13 protein-coding genes are annotated in these 16,056 nt (G+C 56.7%); 6 read left to right on the forward strand and 7 right to left on the reverse strand.

Features of this window, described 5'->3' with window-relative positions:
• Positions 1–257: 257 nt before the first annotated feature.
• The 5 genes from MLC70_RS09505 to MLC70_RS09525 are packed head-to-tail and all read right to left on the reverse strand — an operon-like array spanning position 258 to position 6,248.
• Positions 258–3,296 carry an efflux RND transporter permease subunit gene (locus tag MLC70_RS09505; protein ID WP_248183378.1) on the reverse strand — a complete coding sequence of 1,013 codons (3,039 nt, stop codon included), beginning with the start codon at positions 3,294–3,296 and terminating at the stop codon, positions 258–260.
• Positions 3,293–4,426 (reverse strand): efflux RND transporter periplasmic adaptor subunit, encoded by a 1,134-nt coding sequence (locus MLC70_RS09510; protein ID WP_345799546.1) that lies wholly within the window; start codon positions 4,424–4,426, stop codon positions 3,293–3,295. The genes MLC70_RS09505 and MLC70_RS09510 overlap by 4 nt, the downstream gene beginning before the upstream one ends.
• Positions 4,383–5,285 (reverse strand): alpha/beta fold hydrolase, encoded by a 903-nt coding sequence (locus tag MLC70_RS09515; RefSeq protein ID WP_014422286.1) that lies wholly within the window; start codon positions 5,283–5,285, stop codon positions 4,383–4,385. The genes MLC70_RS09510 and MLC70_RS09515 overlap by 44 nt, the downstream gene beginning before the upstream one ends.
• Positions 5,275–5,766 carry a PaaI family thioesterase gene (locus MLC70_RS09520; protein ID WP_014422287.1) on the reverse strand — a complete coding sequence of 164 codons (492 nt, stop codon included), beginning with the start codon at positions 5,764–5,766 and terminating at the stop codon, positions 5,275–5,277. The genes MLC70_RS09515 and MLC70_RS09520 overlap by 11 nt, the downstream gene beginning before the upstream one ends.
• On the reverse strand, positions 5,763–6,248 hold the full coding sequence (locus MLC70_RS09525) for a PaaI family thioesterase (RefSeq protein WP_014422288.1): 486 nt from the start codon (positions 6,246–6,248) through the stop codon (positions 5,763–5,765). Before MLC70_RS09525 ends, MLC70_RS09520 begins: the two co-directional genes overlap by 4 nt.
• 258 nt (positions 6,249–6,506) lie before the next feature.
• Here MLC70_RS09525 and MLC70_RS09530 point away from each other — a divergent pair, with 258 nt between their 5' ends.
• Positions 6,507–7,121 (forward strand): TetR/AcrR family transcriptional regulator, encoded by a 615-nt coding sequence (locus MLC70_RS09530; protein ID WP_014422289.1) that lies wholly within the window; start codon positions 6,507–6,509, stop codon positions 7,119–7,121.
• Between the two features lie 45 nt (positions 7,122–7,166).
• Here MLC70_RS09530 and cypR read toward each other — a convergent pair whose 3' ends face one another.
• Positions 7,167–8,234, reverse strand: coding sequence for a transcriptional regulator CypR (gene cypR / locus MLC70_RS09535; RefSeq protein ID WP_014422290.1), 1,068 nt, complete (start codon positions 8,232–8,234; stop codon positions 7,167–7,169).
• A gap of 129 nt (positions 8,235–8,363) precedes the next feature.
• On the opposite strand from cypR, the gene MLC70_RS09540 reads away from it, so the two are divergent.
• The 5 genes from MLC70_RS09540 (at position 8,364) to MLC70_RS09560 (ending at position 14,417) form a co-directional block, all read left to right on the forward strand.
• Entirely contained in the window at positions 8,364–8,684 is a 321-nt protein-coding gene (locus MLC70_RS09540; RefSeq protein WP_008170311.1) for a 2Fe-2S iron-sulfur cluster-binding protein, read from the forward strand.
• 14 nt (positions 8,685–8,698) lie between these two features.
• Positions 8,699–10,111 carry a cytochrome P450 gene (locus MLC70_RS09545; RefSeq protein WP_041654913.1) on the forward strand — a complete coding sequence of 471 codons (1,413 nt, stop codon included), beginning with the start codon at positions 8,699–8,701 and terminating at the stop codon, positions 10,109–10,111.
• A 17-nt stretch (positions 10,112–10,128) separates the two neighbouring features.
• The gene (locus tag MLC70_RS09550) at positions 10,129–11,766 is read left to right on the forward strand and encodes a GMC family oxidoreductase (protein WP_225316732.1); all 1,638 of its coding nucleotides are present in this window, start codon (positions 10,129–10,131) and stop codon (positions 11,764–11,766) included.
• Between the two features lie 88 nt (positions 11,767–11,854).
• Entirely contained in the window at positions 11,855–13,105 is a 1,251-nt protein-coding gene (locus MLC70_RS09555; RefSeq protein ID WP_041654915.1) for an NAD(P)/FAD-dependent oxidoreductase, read from the forward strand.
• A 286-nt stretch (positions 13,106–13,391) separates the two neighbouring features.
• Entirely contained in the window at positions 13,392–14,417 is a 1,026-nt protein-coding gene (locus tag MLC70_RS09560; RefSeq protein ID WP_008170306.1) for an IS110 family RNA-guided transposase, read from the forward strand.
• An 897-nt stretch (positions 14,418–15,314) separates the two neighbouring features.
• Here MLC70_RS09560 and MLC70_RS09565 read toward each other — a convergent pair.
• Positions 15,315–16,040, reverse strand: a complete 726-nt coding sequence (locus MLC70_RS09565; RefSeq protein ID WP_248183380.1) for an OmpW/AlkL family protein — start codon at positions 16,038–16,040, stop codon at positions 15,315–15,317.
• Positions 16,041–16,056: the final 16 nt, after the last annotated feature.

Here is a 16,056-nt window from a genome sequence, read left to right on the forward strand (position 1 = left end):
CAACCTTCACATCGTGCTGCGCCCCGACGGCGCAGCCGCTATGCTGGAAAAACCGTTAATGCTGTCAAAACTTAGACGTCCGTGCCTACTGGCCACTTCGACGACTCTCCTGGCTGCTTCAACACCTGACTTTACCGGTTCTGGTGTTGGCGGCAAAACAGGTCGTGTCTAAGGGTTATTTCAGAACTCAATCACCTTCCTGGAAGACTTAAGTGAAATGTAATTGCTAACAAAATTGGCGCTCATTCAAACCTACCTCAATCTTCCATCTGTAAGCGAAACCAAAGAGCATAAAGCGCCGGCACAAACAATAGCGTGATCAGAGTGCCGACCGCCACGCCACCGATAAGGACATAAGCCAGCGGCCCCCAGAACAGGTCAAAGGTCAGAGGAACAAACGCCAGAACGGCCGCCAGGGCGGTGAGTACCACGGGTCGGGCACGCTGGACTGCCGCCTCGACAACGGCTTCCCGGGCAGCCATCCTTGCTTTGAAGTTGTCCTGCACCTGCTGCGTCAGAATCATGGTATTTCGCATCAGGATGCCGCCCAGGCCAATCAGCCCCAGCAGCGCGGTAAAGCCAAAGGGTTGATTAAACAGCAGCAAAGCCAGCACAGCCCCGATCAGACCCAGTGGCGCGGTGGCAAGAACAGTCAATGTGCCGATAAAGGAACGCATCTGAAGCATGATAAAGATCAGCATCAACGCCAACATCACCGGTTGTAATGTCTGGATTGAAGCATTGGCTTTGGCTGATTGTTCCACCGTACCGCCGATTTCAATACGGTAACCCTCCGGCAACTGTTCGCGCAGGCCCGTCATCGCACTCCATATCTCCTTGGTAACATCCGGTGGCTGGGCACCTTCTACATCGGCCTGAACGGCCAGGAAGGGGTCACGGTTGTAACGCTTTATGACGGGGTCCTCGTAACGAACCTGCCACTTGCCCAGTTGCTGTACGGAAAGTTTGCGGCCGTCGCGGGTTTTGATCTCAAGATCTTCCGGCATGATCACTTCGCCACGGGCATTACGCGCCACCAGTTGAACGCTCCTTATGCCCTGGCGCAGTTCGGTGACGGCCACTCCGCGGAGTTGGAACTGCAGTTGCCGGGCAACTTCCGCCGGGGTCAGGCCCATCCAACCCAGGTTTTCCGGGTCCATATCAAGATAGAGAGTGGGCACACGCTCATCCCATTCGAGATGCGGCATGACGATATTCGGATGCCCGGTCATGAGAGTGCGGATCTGGTGCGCGATCTCTCTGAGTTGATCGGATTCCGGACCCAGCACACGAAAACTGACCGGCCAGACCACCGGGGGACCGTACAGCAAACGCGTCACCCGCACTCGTGCCTCCGGAAATTCACCCGCCGCGATTCTGGTTTCCAGCGCCGAGATGATGCGATCGCGCCCTTCAACGTCCTGCCCAATGGCAATCAACTTGGCAAATGCCGGGTCCGGCTGCTCGGGGTTGGCCGATACGAAGAATCGGGGTGCACCGGCACCGATGTAAGCGGAAAGGCTTTTCACCTCCGGCATGTCCATCAGAATCGCTTCCAGGCGTCTGACACTTTGATCCGTGGTGGCAATAGCGCTCCCCTGCGGAGCGTAGACACTGATCAGAACTTCGGGGCGATCAGAACTGGGGAAAAATTGCTTCTGCACCTGGGTTGCCATCCCGAAAGCACTGATCGCCAGCAAACCCACTGTGATAAAAACGACGGTTTTCCGGTACTGTACACACGCTGTGATCACTCTACGCAACCGCTGATAAAACGCGCTTTGGTAGAGGTCCTGGCCCGTATGCCCGGTGTAATCGGGCAAGAGCTTGACGCCCAGATAAGGCGTAAAAGTTACCGCCACCACCCAGGAAATCAACAACGAAAAAGCGAGCACCCAGAAGATGTTGCCGGTGTATTCTCCCACTCCGGACTGGGCAAATCCGATGGGAACAAATCCGGCCACCGTCACCAGCGTTCCAAACAGCATGGGCGCGGCTGTTACGCTCCAGGCATGACTGGCTGCCCGTACCCGGTCCCAGCCGCTCTCCATCTTCACAATCATCATTTCAATGGCGATGATCGCATCGTCCACTAACAGACCCAGTGCGATAATCAACGCACCCAGGGTGATGCGGTCCAGGTTTATGCCCGCCATTTTCATCAACAAGAAAGTCAGGCCGAGGGTCACAGGAATCGCAATGCCCACCACCAAACCCGCGCGCAGACCGATCGCCAGTATGCTAACCCCCATCACCACGACCAACGCAACCAGAAACTTGACCTGAAAAAGATCAACCGCCTGAGTGATGGCTTCCGCCTGATCGGTCAGGGTCTGTATTGACATTCCCAGCGGCAGCCTGCCCTGTTCGGCACTGACAAACTCGCGCAGCCGCTCACCAAACTCCAGGCCATTTTCACCCGCGCGCATGACGACACCTAACAGGATCGCATCCTCACCGTTGGAGCGGACGATGTAGCTCAAAGGATCTTCATAACCTAAACGCACCTCGGCCAGATCAGACACGGTGATAAGCTGGTCTCCGATACGCAGAGGTACTGAGGTGAGGCGCTCAAGGTCAGACAGGTCGATGTTGCTGCGGACATAAACCCGCGGGCCGGCAAGATCAACAAAGCCAAGAGGCTGAAGACGGTTGTTGGCCTCTATCGCCTGCAACACCTCTTCTGCCGACAAACCGAGGTTGTTGAGCCGGTCCTGATCAAATTCGAGATACACCCGCTCAGGACGCTCCGCCAGGAGCTGTGCTTTTTGCAAGCCGGGCAGCCGTTGCAAGCGATCCCGTATCGATTCTGCCTCTCGGGTCAGTTCACGCATTGGCATCCCGGGTGCCGTCAGCGCCAGCAGGGAGAAATACACATCCGCGAAATCATCGTTGACGATGGGGTCGATCACACCCCGGGGCAGATTGGGCCTCTCATCGAGCATGCGTTTGCGGACTTGATAGAAGAGGTCCGGCACTTTTTCGCTGGGCGTAGAATCCTGGAATCGGATAACCATGGCGGCCTGCCCGGGCCGGATGGTTGTTTCAATGGTATCGGTATACGCCACCTCCTGAACTCGCTTTTCCAGACGATCCACGACCTGATTCTGCAGCACCTCAGGGGTTGCTCCTGGCCAGACGACAGAAACCACCATCGCCCGGACGGTGAACGCAGGGTCTTCCGCCCTACCAAGGGAGGAGAACGCGTAGAAACCGGCAACAACGGACAGCAAAAGAAAAAAGAGGGTGACCGAACGCTCGCGCACTGCCAGCGCGGAAAGATTCGGTAAGCTCATTGAGCCAGCTCCCGCACCGCCATGCCAGGCGTGAGCAGGTGTGTCCCCAACGCGACGATGGGCGTTCCCGCGTTGATATCGGCCTTGATCTGCGCATACTCTTCACCCAGATCGATCACCTCGACCGCAAGGGGCTTCACCGTGCCATCGGAGACCAACCAGACCTGCGGCGTTTGCCCTCTCTCATCGAGGGCACCCAGCGGTACGCGATGGCTGGGCGCGGTTTGCTTCTGTGCTAACTGGACACTCACCACCGAACCCAGGGTTAAAGATGAGGGGTAGGGCCCCTCCAGGCTGTATCGGGCACGCCAGCTCCGGCTTGCCGGGTCGGCAGCCCCGGCAATCTCTCTCAGGCTCACAGCAAGCTGTTCGCCATTGGGTAAAGGAACATAACCGCGCCTGGGCGGGCTACTGCCCTCTGGCAAAAAAACCTCGACTTCCAGCGATTGATCTTCGGCCAGAACGGCAAGGGTTTGACCGACACCCACAACCTGGCCGGGTTCAACGATGACCTCAGTGACCACGCCTGCATGGGCGGCTTTCAGTTCCGCATACCCCAGGGCATTCTGAGCCTGCTGATTGCGTGCAGAAGCCGTTTGCACCTGGCTGCGCGCCTCACGCTCTGCCAATTCAAGGCGTTGCAGGGTTTGTTCGCTGACAAACTGACGCCCCACAAGTTGCTGTTGGCGCTGGAGCTCATTGGTGGTAATTGCCAGGGCCGCTTCTGCACGCTTCAGATCCGCGGCGGCTCCCTCCGCCGTTGCTACAAGGTCTCGTGTATCGAGTTTGAACAGTAAGTCGCCTTTTTCCACGCGTTGACCGGCATCAATGTAACGATGTTGAATCCGACCGGCGATCTGAAAGGCCTGAGGAACTTCGTGGCGGCCTCGCAGGGTTCCTGAAAATCTGTGCGTTGTTGGGCCGGCGTCCTTTAGTTCAACTGTTTTTACCCAGGGGATAGGGGCGCGGGCCTCTGGGGGCGGTTCCGAAGACTGCTGACAACCAGACAGAATGAGCAGCGAGATAAACAGTGTCAGCATACAGCGCATGGCAGGTGTCCCGATTGGCAAAATCAAGGTGTGGGTATCAGTTCTCGCGGTGTCTGGACAAAGCAAGTTGCAGGATGGCATCGCGAACGGCTTCCTTCTGTTCCATGGGCAGAAAATGAGTCGTACCCTCAAGAACCCTCACGTCAGCCGAGGGCAACAAGGTCTGCAGACGTTTTTGCGCCGCCGGCGAGAAGGTTGACCCGCGTTCCGCCGCCAGCGCGATAACCGGGCACCGCAACTGACGAATACCGGGCCAGGGGTTGTGTTCGGTATGGGCAAAGGTGGTGCTCTCCCACTCCGGCGCACACGCCAGGCGAACTTGATCGTCCTGCGGCAGAAAAGCGTGTTGGATGTAGGCCTCCAGCCATGCATCGGGCCAGGTCTTGAAGCCACCGCGGCCCCGATAGTTGTCCAGCGCAGCAGCGTGCGAGTCGAATACCCGGCGCCGACGTGCGGCTCCGGCGGCCAGTGACAACCGATGTGACTGGCGTAGCAGCTTGGCCAGCCACAACTTCAGGCCCTGCCCCGGATCCATGATCACCGGTTCCGCCAGAATCAGGCCCAGCACTTTGTCTGGCCGTCGGGCAGCGGCCATGATGCTGGTGGTGGCACCGATAGAATGGCCGGCGAGCCAGACCGGCTCGTCCAGGCTACCCAGCAGAGCGGTCATGTCGCGATAGTAGGTTTCCCAGCCCCGGAATGTCGAAAAGTTCGCCGCACCGGCGCTGGCCCCGTGCCCCCGCATGTCCCAGGCCAGGACATTGACGTCCGTGGCAAGCCCATCAAGGAGGGGGCGGTACAGGCGGCCATGGAAACCCGTTGCATGCGCCCAGTGCACCGTGGGGCGCGCTTTGGATTGCGGCCAGCGCCACAGTGCGATCTCCGCGCCATCCGGCGCCTGGAATTGGTCGCGTTCAGGGTTGTTGTGCTTATTGTTCATGAAGATCTGCTTCTTTGGCCGCCACTGTCGGGAGCAACAACTGAACCTGACCGCTGGCGATCGGTTTGCGCTTATCGCCCTGCCAGCAGGTCACCCGGACCAGGCTGCTCCGCCTGCCTTGTCGAACAATTTCGGCGCTGGCGAACGTCGATCGGGCCTGCGCGGAACGGAGGTAGTTAATGTGGCTGTCGAGAATGCGTGGGCAACGTTTGTCGGTATCCTGGCTTTGCGCAGCGACCCGCGCGGTGAGTTCGATCAGGGCGCCAAGCACGCCGCCATGGAGGGCGGGTAGCATAAAGTTGCCAATGAGCGCTTCACGACACGGCATATGAACCACTAGACCTACATCGTCGCGTTGAACCTCAAGCCCAAGGTGCCGTGCGTAGGGAATGCGCTCCAGCAGAGCCTGCCAGTCGGAACATTCTTTCCCGCTTTCGGTAGGGCCTGAGATGGGTTGTGCCGAATCGCCAGTCGTGCTCATGCGCCCTCCTTTTTTCGTCCACCGGCCTGGAATCGCTGGCCCTGGGTGTTGCGCATGAAGGTGGCGTTTGCCGTCGCTAACAGTGCACTATCGCTCTCGCTGAGGATGTCGCAATGGATGAACGCGACCTCGTCCGTTAAATGACGACAGGTGGCCACCGCCAAGAGGGCACGGTCGCCGATGGCGGGCCGCAGATAATCCATGCGCAGATCCAGCGTGGCAATGGGCATCAACTCCAGGGCCCCCGCGAATACCGCCAAGCCTCCGGCGGAGTCGGCCAGCGAGTAGAGCACGCTGGTGCAGATTTCTTTTGTATCCTCTTCGGCGAACATCCACGGCTGTGGGGTCAGGCGCATGCAGACCTGGTTTCCGTTCACAGAGACAACCTGCATACCCAGATCCCTGCCGTGGGGAACCTGTTCGGTGAACTGCCACGCCGTCGTCACAGCGTCACTGTGCTGAGCTCTGTTCGACTCCGTCATCAGATCTGCCCACCCCGGTTTGCATTTCGCACAGGGGCGGAAGTGGCGGGAAACAGCTGATTGTCATATGTCATTGCCATGTCAGTTTCTTCCGAATAACATTGTTGCTGGATTTTGGTTGGTTAACCAACCAAAAGTCAAGAATCTGTTGAGGCAAATGGCACGCCACCCGTGCAATGGCGTACGATCAGTGTAACAAGTCAGGTGGTGGCCGCTCTGATGAATAACGAACTGGCTTGCTGAGGAGATACTTAAGCGATGGTTAACAGACAGATGGCTCCTCCAAGCAAACTGGGCGACCAGGGCGACGTTTTGTCTAACGCAGCCAGGCTTTTTCGTGAGAAAGGCTTTGAAAGGACGTCGCTCAAGGAGATTGCCGAGGCCTGCAATATGCTGCCCGGAAGTCTGTATTATCGTTACAACAGCAAGGAAGCGCTGCTTGTCGAGCTGATGCGCCGGGGGGTGGACCTGGTTACCGCAGAGGTCGAGTCGGCTTACGCCAGTTCGGATGACCCGGTTGAGCGTTTACGTCTTTGTATCAACGCGCATCTGCGAGCCCTGTTGGTCGATTCGGACGCGGTTTACGTGCTGCTGTTTGAATGGCGGGCGCTGGGCCCGGAGGCTCGCGAGGAAATCATCGAACTGCGTGACCAGTACGAGTCCCTGTGGGCCGGTATCCTCGAAACAATGATTGCGCAGGGCGTGGTCCGCAAGAATATTGATGGCCGCCTGCTTCGCCTGATCGGCCTTGGGGCGCTCAACTGGGTTGCAACCTGGTTCGACCCGAACGGGGCTCATTCACTCGACACCATTGGCGACTTGATCTGGCAGATCGCTATGGACGGTGTGATCAATAAAGGGGGGCAGGCATAGGTTCTGGCTTCACAAACGCAAGCAAGTAGCCTCTGTTTATGATCGCTAATCATGCGGATGCACGGTTTGTGATCTGACATTTTGCCTGAACTGCTCAGGCGACTGGTCAAACCAGCGCTTGAAGGCGCGTCTGAAATTGGCACTGTCGTGATAGTTCATCAACGCGGCAATGGCCTCGATTGACAGCTGGCTGTCACGCAAGTAGGTCGCTGTCTGCTGGGACAGAATCTCGTCGCGAACTTTCCGAAAACCGCTGCGTTCCTGTTTGAGTTTGCGTGCCAGGGTGCGTTTGCTCATGAACAACGAGGCTGCTGCTTCGTCTTCACTGAGCGTTCCGGGCGGTCGGGACAACATCATCATCTTCAGCTGGGTCTGATAGCTCGGTTTATCCGACTGAAGTTGCGCAAGCATCGATTCACACTGTTGCAAGGCCAGACGATAGTTTTCGTGATTGGCGGAGGCATTCGGTTCCTGACACAACGACATCGGCAACGTAAGTTTTAACTGGTCGCAATCAAAGCGAATCTGCCCGGGCAAAAAATCGGCATACATTGCCTGATACGGGGGTTCAGGATGAGCGAAGCATATTTCAGCCTCATGCAAAGGGCGACCAATTATAAACTCGCCAAATTCAAAAAGGGCCTTAACCATCGCATCCGACAGGCACCGCTGTATGTCATCGTCCAGCGACTCCTGGTAGTCCAGAATACATTCCAGGCGCTCGTTGACTTGCCGCAAATGCAGTTGGATGAAGCTCGCGCGCGTGGGCAGAAAAGTATGAATCGCTTGCAGCGCAGTGAGAAAGTCGGGGCTGCTGTAGGCCACGAATCCCATCGCACCATGGGTTGCCGGGGTCAGTCGCTTGCCTAGCCATAACCCTAATTCCGGCTGGCCGGACAAATCCAGTGCGTTGCGCAGAATCCGCACCTGCTGCGCTGCGGTAAGCAGGCTTTCCTCGCTCAGGAATTGCGTCACACCAAGCCCGGTGCCGAGCAGCAGACGTGGCAGTTGTTTGGCTGTTAAATCGAGCTCACGTGCAATGAGCCGTGAGTAATTCGATGGAATACCGGGACCGGATTTTTGCAAATCACCCGTCTTCTGCGTCGTCATCATCGATCTTCCCCGTCCTAAATGATCGTCATTTTGTCTTTAAATGACCTCAGCTTGTCAAGAAATGACCTGACAGGAGTGTCGTCAGACAGACAATATCTATTACTGAACACTACTGGCAGGAGAACAATAATGGGCAAGATTACTTTTATAGAACATGATCAAACTGAACATGTTGCTGAATTCAAAGCTGGTTCCTCGGTAATGCAAATCGCCGTTGACAATCTGATTCCCGGTATTGACGGGGATTGTGGGGGAGAGTGTGCCTGTGGTACCTGCCACGTGATCGTCTCGGACGATTGGTTCAGAAAGACAGGTACGCCTGGTGGTGAGGAAGAGCAAATGCTGTCAATGACCCCGGAGCGGGCAAGCACTTCGCGCCTGGGCTGCCAGGTGGTCATTACTGATGAAATGGACGGCATGACCGTGCATTTACCCGAGTTCCAGATGTGATCATAGGAGGACGCATGCCAACACTGTCCAAAACATTTGACGACATTCAGTCCCGAGTGATTAATGCTACCTCCAGGGTGGTGCCGATGCACAGGCAGATCCAGGGGCTGAAACTGTTAATGGGCGCCAAGAAGAAGGCCTTCGGCCCACGCCGGCCCGTGCCCGAATTTGTTGAATCAGCCATCCCGGACGTTAACACGCTGGCCCTTGAGGACATCGATGTCAGCAATCCGTTTTTATATCGGCAGGATCAGTGGCGCGCCTATTTCAAACGGTTGCGTGATGAGGCTCCGGTCCATTACCAGAAGAACAGCCCCTTCGGCCCCTTCTGGTCGGTGACTCGCTTTGAAGACATCATGTTCGTGGATAAGAGTCACGACCTGTTTTCCGCCGAGCCGCAAATCATTCTGGGTGACCCTCCAGAGGGGCTGTCGGTGGAAATGTTCATAGCCATGGATCCGCCAAAACACGATGTGCAGCGCAGCTCGGTTCAAGGCGTGGTGGCACCGAAGAACCTGAAGGAAATGGAGGAGCTGATCCGATCGCGTACCGGCGATGTGCTTGACAGCCTGCCTCTGGGCCAGCCCTTCAACTGGGTGCCCACTGTATCGAAGGAACTCACCGGTCGCATGCTCGCAACCCTTCTGGATTTTCCTTACGAGGAACGTCACAAGCTGGTTGAGTGGTCGGATCGGATGGCCGGGGCAGCATCGGCAACCGGCGGCGAGTATGCCGATGAAGAGATCATGTTTGACGACGCGGCTGACATGGCCTGGTCCTTCTCCAGGCTCTGGAGGGATAAGGAAGCGCGCCGCGCGGCGGGCGAAGAGCCCGGTTTCGATTTGATCAGCCTGCTACAGAGCAACGACGACACCAAAGATCTGATCAATCGCCCGATGGAGTTTATCGGCAATCTGACGCTGCTTATCGTTGGCGGCAATGATACCACTCGCAACTCAATGAGTGGTGGCCTGGTGGCCATGAACGAATTCCCAAAGGAGCTCGAAAAACTGAAGGCAAAACCGGAACTGATTCCGAACATGGTGTCGGAAATCATCCGCTGGCAAACGCCGCTGGCCTATATGCGCCGAGTCGCCAAGCAAGATGTTGAGCTGGGCGGCCAGACCATCAAAAAGGGCGATCGCGTTGTGATGTGGTACGCCTCGGGCAACCGTGACGAGCGCAAGTTCGAAGACCCCGATCACTTCATTATCGATCGCAAGGACGCACGAAACCATATGTCATTTGGCTACGGTGTTCACCGTTGCATGGGCAACCGCCTGGCCGAATTGCAACTGCGTATCCTATGGGAAGAGATTCTCAAACGCTTTGACAAGATCGAAGTCGTCGGCGAGCCGGAGCGCGTGCAGTCCAACTTCGTGCGGGGCTATTCGGAGCTGATGGTCCAGCTGACACCAAAAAGTTAATGAACAGGCTAACCAGGATGACGACCGAACAATTTGACTATGTCGTGGTTGGCGCGGGCTCGGCCGGATGTGCTGTCGCCAGCCGCCTGTCGGAGAGCGGTCGCCATTCTGTGCTGCTGCTTGAAGCCGGTCCGGAGAGCCGCCGCAACCCTTTCGTGAACATGCCGCTGGGTTTCCTGCAGCTAATGTTCAGCCGCCGCTACAACTGGCAGTTCAATACCGAACCGCAGCGTCACATGCACGACCGGGCGCTTTTTCAGCCGCGGGGCAAGATGCTTGGCGGTTCCAGCGGCATGAACGCGCAGGTCTATATTCGCGGGCATGCCCGGGACTACGACGAGTGGGCACGGCTGGGGTGCAAAGGGTGGTCATACGCCGAGGTGTTGCCCTACTTCCGCCGATCGGAACATTTCGAGCCCAAACTTACGCCGAATGAGGCAGAATTTCATGGTCAGGGTGGTCCGCTGAACGTTGCCGAGCGCCGCTATACCAATCCGCTGAGCACGGCGTTTGTCGAGGCGGCGACCCAGGCAAAGTACCGGCTCAATACAGATTTCAACGGCAGTGAGCAGGAGGGCGTGGGCTTCTACTACGCCTACCAGAAAGACGGCACACGCTGTAGCAACGCGCGGGCCTATCTCGAACCCGCCACGGCGCGTTCCAACCTGACGGTTTGCAGCGGCGCGTATGTCACCCGGGTGCTACTCGAAGACACCCGCGCCACCGGTGTCGAATACCGCGATACAAAGGGGCTGACGCAGGTTCGTGCCGGGCGCGAAGTTGTGCTCTGCGGCGGCGCGTTCAACTCGCCGCAACTGCTGATGCTGTCCGGGATCGGTCCGCGGGAGGAGCTGTCCCGGCATGGCATAGAACTGCGCCATGCGTTGGAGGGCGTCGGGCAGAATCTCCAGGATCATATCGACGTGTTCGTGCGCGTCAGCGCCCGCAGCCGCCAAAGCATCTCGATGCATCCGAGCTACTGGCTCAAGGGGCTGTGGGGCGCTTTGACGTATCTGAGCGGTCGGCGGGGCGTGCTGTCGAGCAACGGCGCCGAGGCCGGCGGGTTCATCCGCTCCCGGCCCGAGGAGCCGGTACCCGACCTGCAGCTGCACTTCGCGCCAATGCTGTACGACGATCACGGGCGAGACCTGAAGACCGCGATGAGCGGTTATGGCTACGCGGTGATGATCTACGGGCTTAGGCCGTCGTCGCGCGGGCGCGTCGGTCTGCACAGTGCCGACCCGTTTGCCGCGCCGCTGATCGACCCCAACTACATGGCCGAGTCCGCCGATGTCGAGCGACTGGTGCGCGGTGTCCACCTGGTGCGCAAGATCCTGGCGCAGGCGGCGTTTGCCCCGCACCACGAGGTTGAGGTCTTGCCCGGGCCGGCGCTGCAGAATGACGACGATCTCGCCGCATGGGTACGGCGCAGCGGTGAATCAGCGTACCACCCGGTTGGCACCTGCAAGATGGGTGTTGATCCGATGGCGGTGGTCGATCCGCGCCTGCGCGTGCATGGCCTGCAATGCCTGCGGGTGGTCGATGCCTCCATCATGCCGACGCTGGTCGGCGGAAACACCAATCAGCCGGCAACCATGATCGGCGAGAAAGGTGCCGCGATGATACTTGAGGATGCCGGGGAGATGGTCGGCTGAGCTCCGCGCGCGCGGGCGTCACAGGGCTCAGTTGGCATCTGGACTTCTGATCAATCTGATTCCAAAGAACAGTAGAAAGAGACAGGCTATGGCAAACCAACAGAAAGAGACGACAGTCATCGTTGGCGGCGGGCACGCAGCAGGTGCGCTCCTGACAACCTTGCTGCAAAAGAAATATCAACATGAGGTGGTCCTGGTGGGCGAAGAGCCACATCCACCCTATCAGCGGCCGCCCCTGTCCAAGAACTACCTGGCAGGCGAGGTGGATCAGGAGTCGCTGTACCTCAAGCCGCGCTCGGTGTACGAGAACGCCGGCCATCAGTTGCGGCTCGGTGTACGTGCCGAACAAATTGATCGGGACAACAAGACCATCAGTTTGTCGGACCAGAGCACATTGAAATACGATCGACTGGTCCTGGCCACGGGGTCACACGTTCGACGCCTGAACGCACCCGGGGCTGACTTGAAGGGCATTCATTACCTACATGACATAGCTGACTCGGATGCCCTGCGTGAACAACTGGTTCCGGGGAAACGCTTGGTCATCGTGGGTGGTGGTTACATTGGCCTTGAAGTGGCAGCCAGCGCTACCAAAAAAAGCGTTGATGTCACGGTACTGGAAGCGGCCGAGCGTCTTATGCAGCGTGTAACAGGCCCGGAAATGTCGGAGTTTTTTTACACCAAACACAGTAACGCTGGCGTGGATCTACGCCTGAACACGGCGGTAACCGGTTTCGAAGCTAGCGATCAGGGGCATGTGGCTGGCGTGACATTGGCGAGCGGCGGCACTGTACCGGCCGACATCGTGCTCGTTTCAGTGGGTGTTGTGCCGGAAACCGCGCTGGCTGAGGCCGCCGGCCTGCCCTGTGATGACGGCATTATTGTTGACGAGTTTACCCGCACAGAAGATCCAGCCATCCTGGCGATCGGCGACTGTACCCGCCACCGGAATCTTTTCTTCGAGAAGATGCAGCGCCTTGAATCTGTCGCCAACGCGGTTGATCAGGCCCGGACAGTGGCGGCAACCCTGATGGGCGAGAAGAAACCCTATAATAGCGCTCCATGGTTCTGGTCGAACCAGTATGACGTGCGTCTGCAGATGGTGGGGTTGTCGCAATATCATGATCAGCGTGTGCTGCGCGGAAGCCCGGAAGACAAGGGATTTGCGGTGTTCTATCTCCGCGATGGCTGTGTCATTGCTGTTGATGCGGTCAACCTGCCCATCGCTTTTATGGTCGGCAAGACCCTCGTTCAACAACGCAGGCAGGTCAATCCTGAAATGTTGAAGGATCCGGATATTGAACTGAAGTCCTTGGTGAGCGGTCAGTCCATAAATTGAAATTGACGACCGAGTAGAGCTGTGCCCTTAGTTTGCCCAAAATTGCGAAAGCAATGCACAACTCATACGGCCTATGGATATCATATCCTACGACCGACAGCTTTCAGTGAGCGCAAAGGATGCGTGAGCCACAACCGGCGGAATTTCCCGTAGCCAGACACATTACTGTTGCTCTGGTAAACCGAGAGCACCATAGCGAATGATATGGACTCCCCCTGCTCCCACGGCATCGATGTGCCACATTGAAGGTGTCTGACATCTTCAATCAAAAGCAGGAGGAGTCATCATGAATGTTACAACCATTGGCATCGATCTGGCGAAAACTGTGTTCAGTATTCATGGCACCGATCAACACGGCAAGGTCGTGGTTCGCAAACGACTGAACCGGCCCAAGCTGTTGCCTTATATCGCTCAGCTCCCACCCTGCCTGATTGGCATGGAAGCCTGCTCGGGTGCCCACCATTGGGCTCGGGAAATGACCAAACTCGGCCACGATGTCCGAATCATTGCACCCCGGTTTGTCGCGCCCTATCGCAAGAGCAGCAAGAACGACGACAACGATGCCGAGGCCATCTGTGAGGCAGTAGGTCGGCCGAATATGCGGTTTGTTCCAATCAAGACCGAAGACCAGCAAGCCGTACTGTGCCTGCATCGTATTCGCCGTGGACTGACCAAAGAACGCACCGCGCAGATCAATCAGATTCGTGGGCTGCTGGCCGAGTTCGGACTGATCATTCCCCAGGGCCGTTACGCCGCACGGCGCCGGGTTCCCGAAATCCTGGAGGATGCCGAAAACGACTTACCCATGCTCGCTCGCCGCTTAATCAACAACATCAACCAACGCATTCGACAGCTCGATGAAGAAATCCTGGCTTACGATCGGGAGGTCGAAGCGATGGCCCGGAGCGATGAGCAGGCCAAGCGCCTTATGGCCATACCGGGTATCGGACCACAGACCGCAACAGCCCTGCTGGCCAGTGCGCCTGACCCCAGACAGTTCAAAAGTGGGCGACACTTTGCCGCATGGTTGGGTCTGGTGCCCCGACAATACTCGACCGGTGGCAAGGTGCGACTTGGCCGAATCACCAAGCGCGGGGACAAATACCTGCGAACGCTGCTGATCCATGGCACCCGGGCAGTGATTGCAAAATTACCGGATAAGAATGATCGACTCAGTGACTGGGCCAAAGACCTGGTGGAACGACGTGGATACAAGCGGGCCGCCGTTGCGATGGCGGCCAAGAACGCCCGGATTATATGGGCACTACTCATGAATCAAACCGAGTTTAAGACACAGCCTGTGGAGGGCTAAAACCGAGCACCAACGACAGGCAGAACAAGCCTGCCAGAAGAGTCTTGCAACGGCAAGCGATGACGGAACGGTCAGACCGAGAGTGGGAGAACCTGTTTATTTCTGCGGCTCAGCGAAGCCGACTAACGAATAAGGTCCCCGCTCACACGCATCATCATCCTGGCCCGGGCAAAAACGCCCACAAAGAGGCCGAATGTAGAGCCGCAGTCTCAAACCGCTTCGGATTCAAATGGCGTTGCTTGACCGCAGGGGGAGTCCATGTAGGTGAAATAATTCTCTATATGTCCCACTAATAACCTCACCTTGCAATTACCGACGAAAATATGAACTTGATTTTACCCACAAAGAAAAAGCGAAGTCTCTATCGGCCATTATGGGTAGAGGTTCCGATCACTCAATCCTTCATAAGCAACATCGCCCATTCGGTGTCGACCTCTTGTTTTGGTTCATCTGAGCATATGCTTTTTCATGCGGATGGGTGGTGGCAGCCAAGACAGGGCTTTTCAGACTGCAAGCTTCAAGCGGTGTGTAAATCAAACACAGTAAGATTCCGGCTTATTGATGGTGGACATCAAGAACCGATAGTTACGAGCGGTATTAATGTTAAGACACTTGCTCGATTAAATGAAACTTGCGGGACTACTGAAAAGGTTTTCTATAGTAAGGACGTGCCGGTCCTGATGGCTATATACTACTCGACTAAACGATACGAGACCTTTAAATGATGCATAAGGCTGGGGCTATATACCTAAGGAAGATCTGAATAACCGCTGGTTTTGCCCCTTTTCCGCAATCTTGGCGGAAAAGGGGCGCATTGGTCTTACGCTGCAGGTTTTTTATCAATCAGCAGGTTGCTGAAAGCGACCAGCAAATGCAGACGGTTGGTATACTTGGCATTTAAAAGCGATATGCAACACCGATGCTCACGATAGTGGGGTCCACTTCCACTTTTGCCTGAACAGGGGCCGGGCCCAGGTTACCGGTGATATCCGCCTCGAAGGGTGCATATCTAACGTCAAAATTTGCCGACCAGTTATTGTGTATCCTCCAGCGAAAACCAGCCTGAACCGCAGGGGCCCATGTATCTTCGACGTCGAAGTCGGTTAGTGCGCGATCCTTCTCATCTAAAAAGAGAATCCGTCCTACACCCGCTCCAAAGTACGGAGAGAAGTTGCTACCCGTCAAAACATGATACTGAAGCGAAAGAATTACCGGACCATAATCTGTTTGACCAAGAAAAAGACCGGAGAGAGACTCTTCGCCTTGGAGGTCCGCACTAGCGGGAATGCCGCCAAAAATGTTAAATGCCAGCTGATTACTCAGAAAATACGACACGTCGAATGATACGGTCGTATCGTTGTTAATAGACAGGTTGGAATTTGGAACGGGGGCACTCCCCGCAGAGGCTGATCGCAAATCTTCATCGGTTAGAACTCTAGTGGCATTCAGCCCAACCACCCAGTCGCCTCTACTGTAAACCGGCTCAGATTGAGCGTTGGCCAGGCTCGCAGCAAGTGAAAGTAAAAGGAACGCCACTAACGAGACTTTACTAATTATTTTAGGGAGGGTCTGATTAACGCCTGATTTATCGCTGAATCGCTTTTCAACTCGAAAAAAAGCCATTCAAGCGCGATTTTGG

This window comes from Marinobacter goseongensis (assembly GCF_023156235.1).
GTDB lineage: Bacteria > Pseudomonadota > Gammaproteobacteria > Pseudomonadales > Oleiphilaceae > Marinobacter > Marinobacter goseongensis.

What these genes read in the sequence shown, in the direction of transcription:
- MLC70_RS09545 (WP_041654913.1), top strand. Translation starts at nt 8,699, where the DNA reads ATGCCAACACTGTCCAAAACATTTGACGACATTCAGTCCCGAGTGATT.
- MLC70_RS09515 (WP_014422286.1), bottom strand. Translation starts at nt 5,285, where the DNA reads ATGAACAATAAGCACAACAACCCTGAACGCGACCAATTCCAGGCGCCG.
- MLC70_RS09540 (WP_008170311.1), top strand. Translation starts at nt 8,364, where the DNA reads ATGGGCAAGATTACTTTTATAGAACATGATCAAACTGAACATGTTGCT.
- MLC70_RS09550 (WP_225316732.1), top strand. Translation starts at nt 10,129, where the DNA reads ATGACGACCGAACAATTTGACTATGTCGTGGTTGGCGCGGGCTCGGCC.
- cypR (WP_014422290.1), bottom strand. Translation starts at nt 8,234, where the DNA reads ATGATGACGACGCAGAAGACGGGTGATTTGCAAAAATCCGGTCCCGGT.
- MLC70_RS09525 (WP_014422288.1), bottom strand. Translation starts at nt 6,248, where the DNA reads ATGACGGAGTCGAACAGAGCTCAGCACAGTGACGCTGTGACGACGGCG.
- MLC70_RS09560 (WP_008170306.1), top strand. Translation starts at nt 13,392, where the DNA reads ATGAATGTTACAACCATTGGCATCGATCTGGCGAAAACTGTGTTCAGT.
- MLC70_RS09530 (WP_014422289.1), top strand. Translation starts at nt 6,507, where the DNA reads ATGGTTAACAGACAGATGGCTCCTCCAAGCAAACTGGGCGACCAGGGC.
- MLC70_RS09555 (WP_041654915.1), top strand. Translation starts at nt 11,855, where the DNA reads ATGGCAAACCAACAGAAAGAGACGACAGTCATCGTTGGCGGCGGGCAC.
- MLC70_RS09520 (WP_014422287.1), bottom strand. Translation starts at nt 5,766, where the DNA reads ATGAGCACGACTGGCGATTCGGCACAACCCATCTCAGGCCCTACCGAA.
- MLC70_RS09510 (WP_345799546.1), bottom strand. Translation starts at nt 4,426, where the DNA reads ATGCCATCCTGCAACTTGCTTTGTCCAGACACCGCGAGAACTGATACC.
- MLC70_RS09565 (WP_248183380.1), bottom strand. Translation starts at nt 16,040, where the DNA reads ATGGCTTTTTTTCGAGTTGAAAAGCGATTCAGCGATAAATCAGGCGTT.
- MLC70_RS09505 (WP_248183378.1), bottom strand. Translation starts at nt 3,296, where the DNA reads ATGAGCTTACCGAATCTTTCCGCGCTGGCAGTGCGCGAGCGTTCGGTC.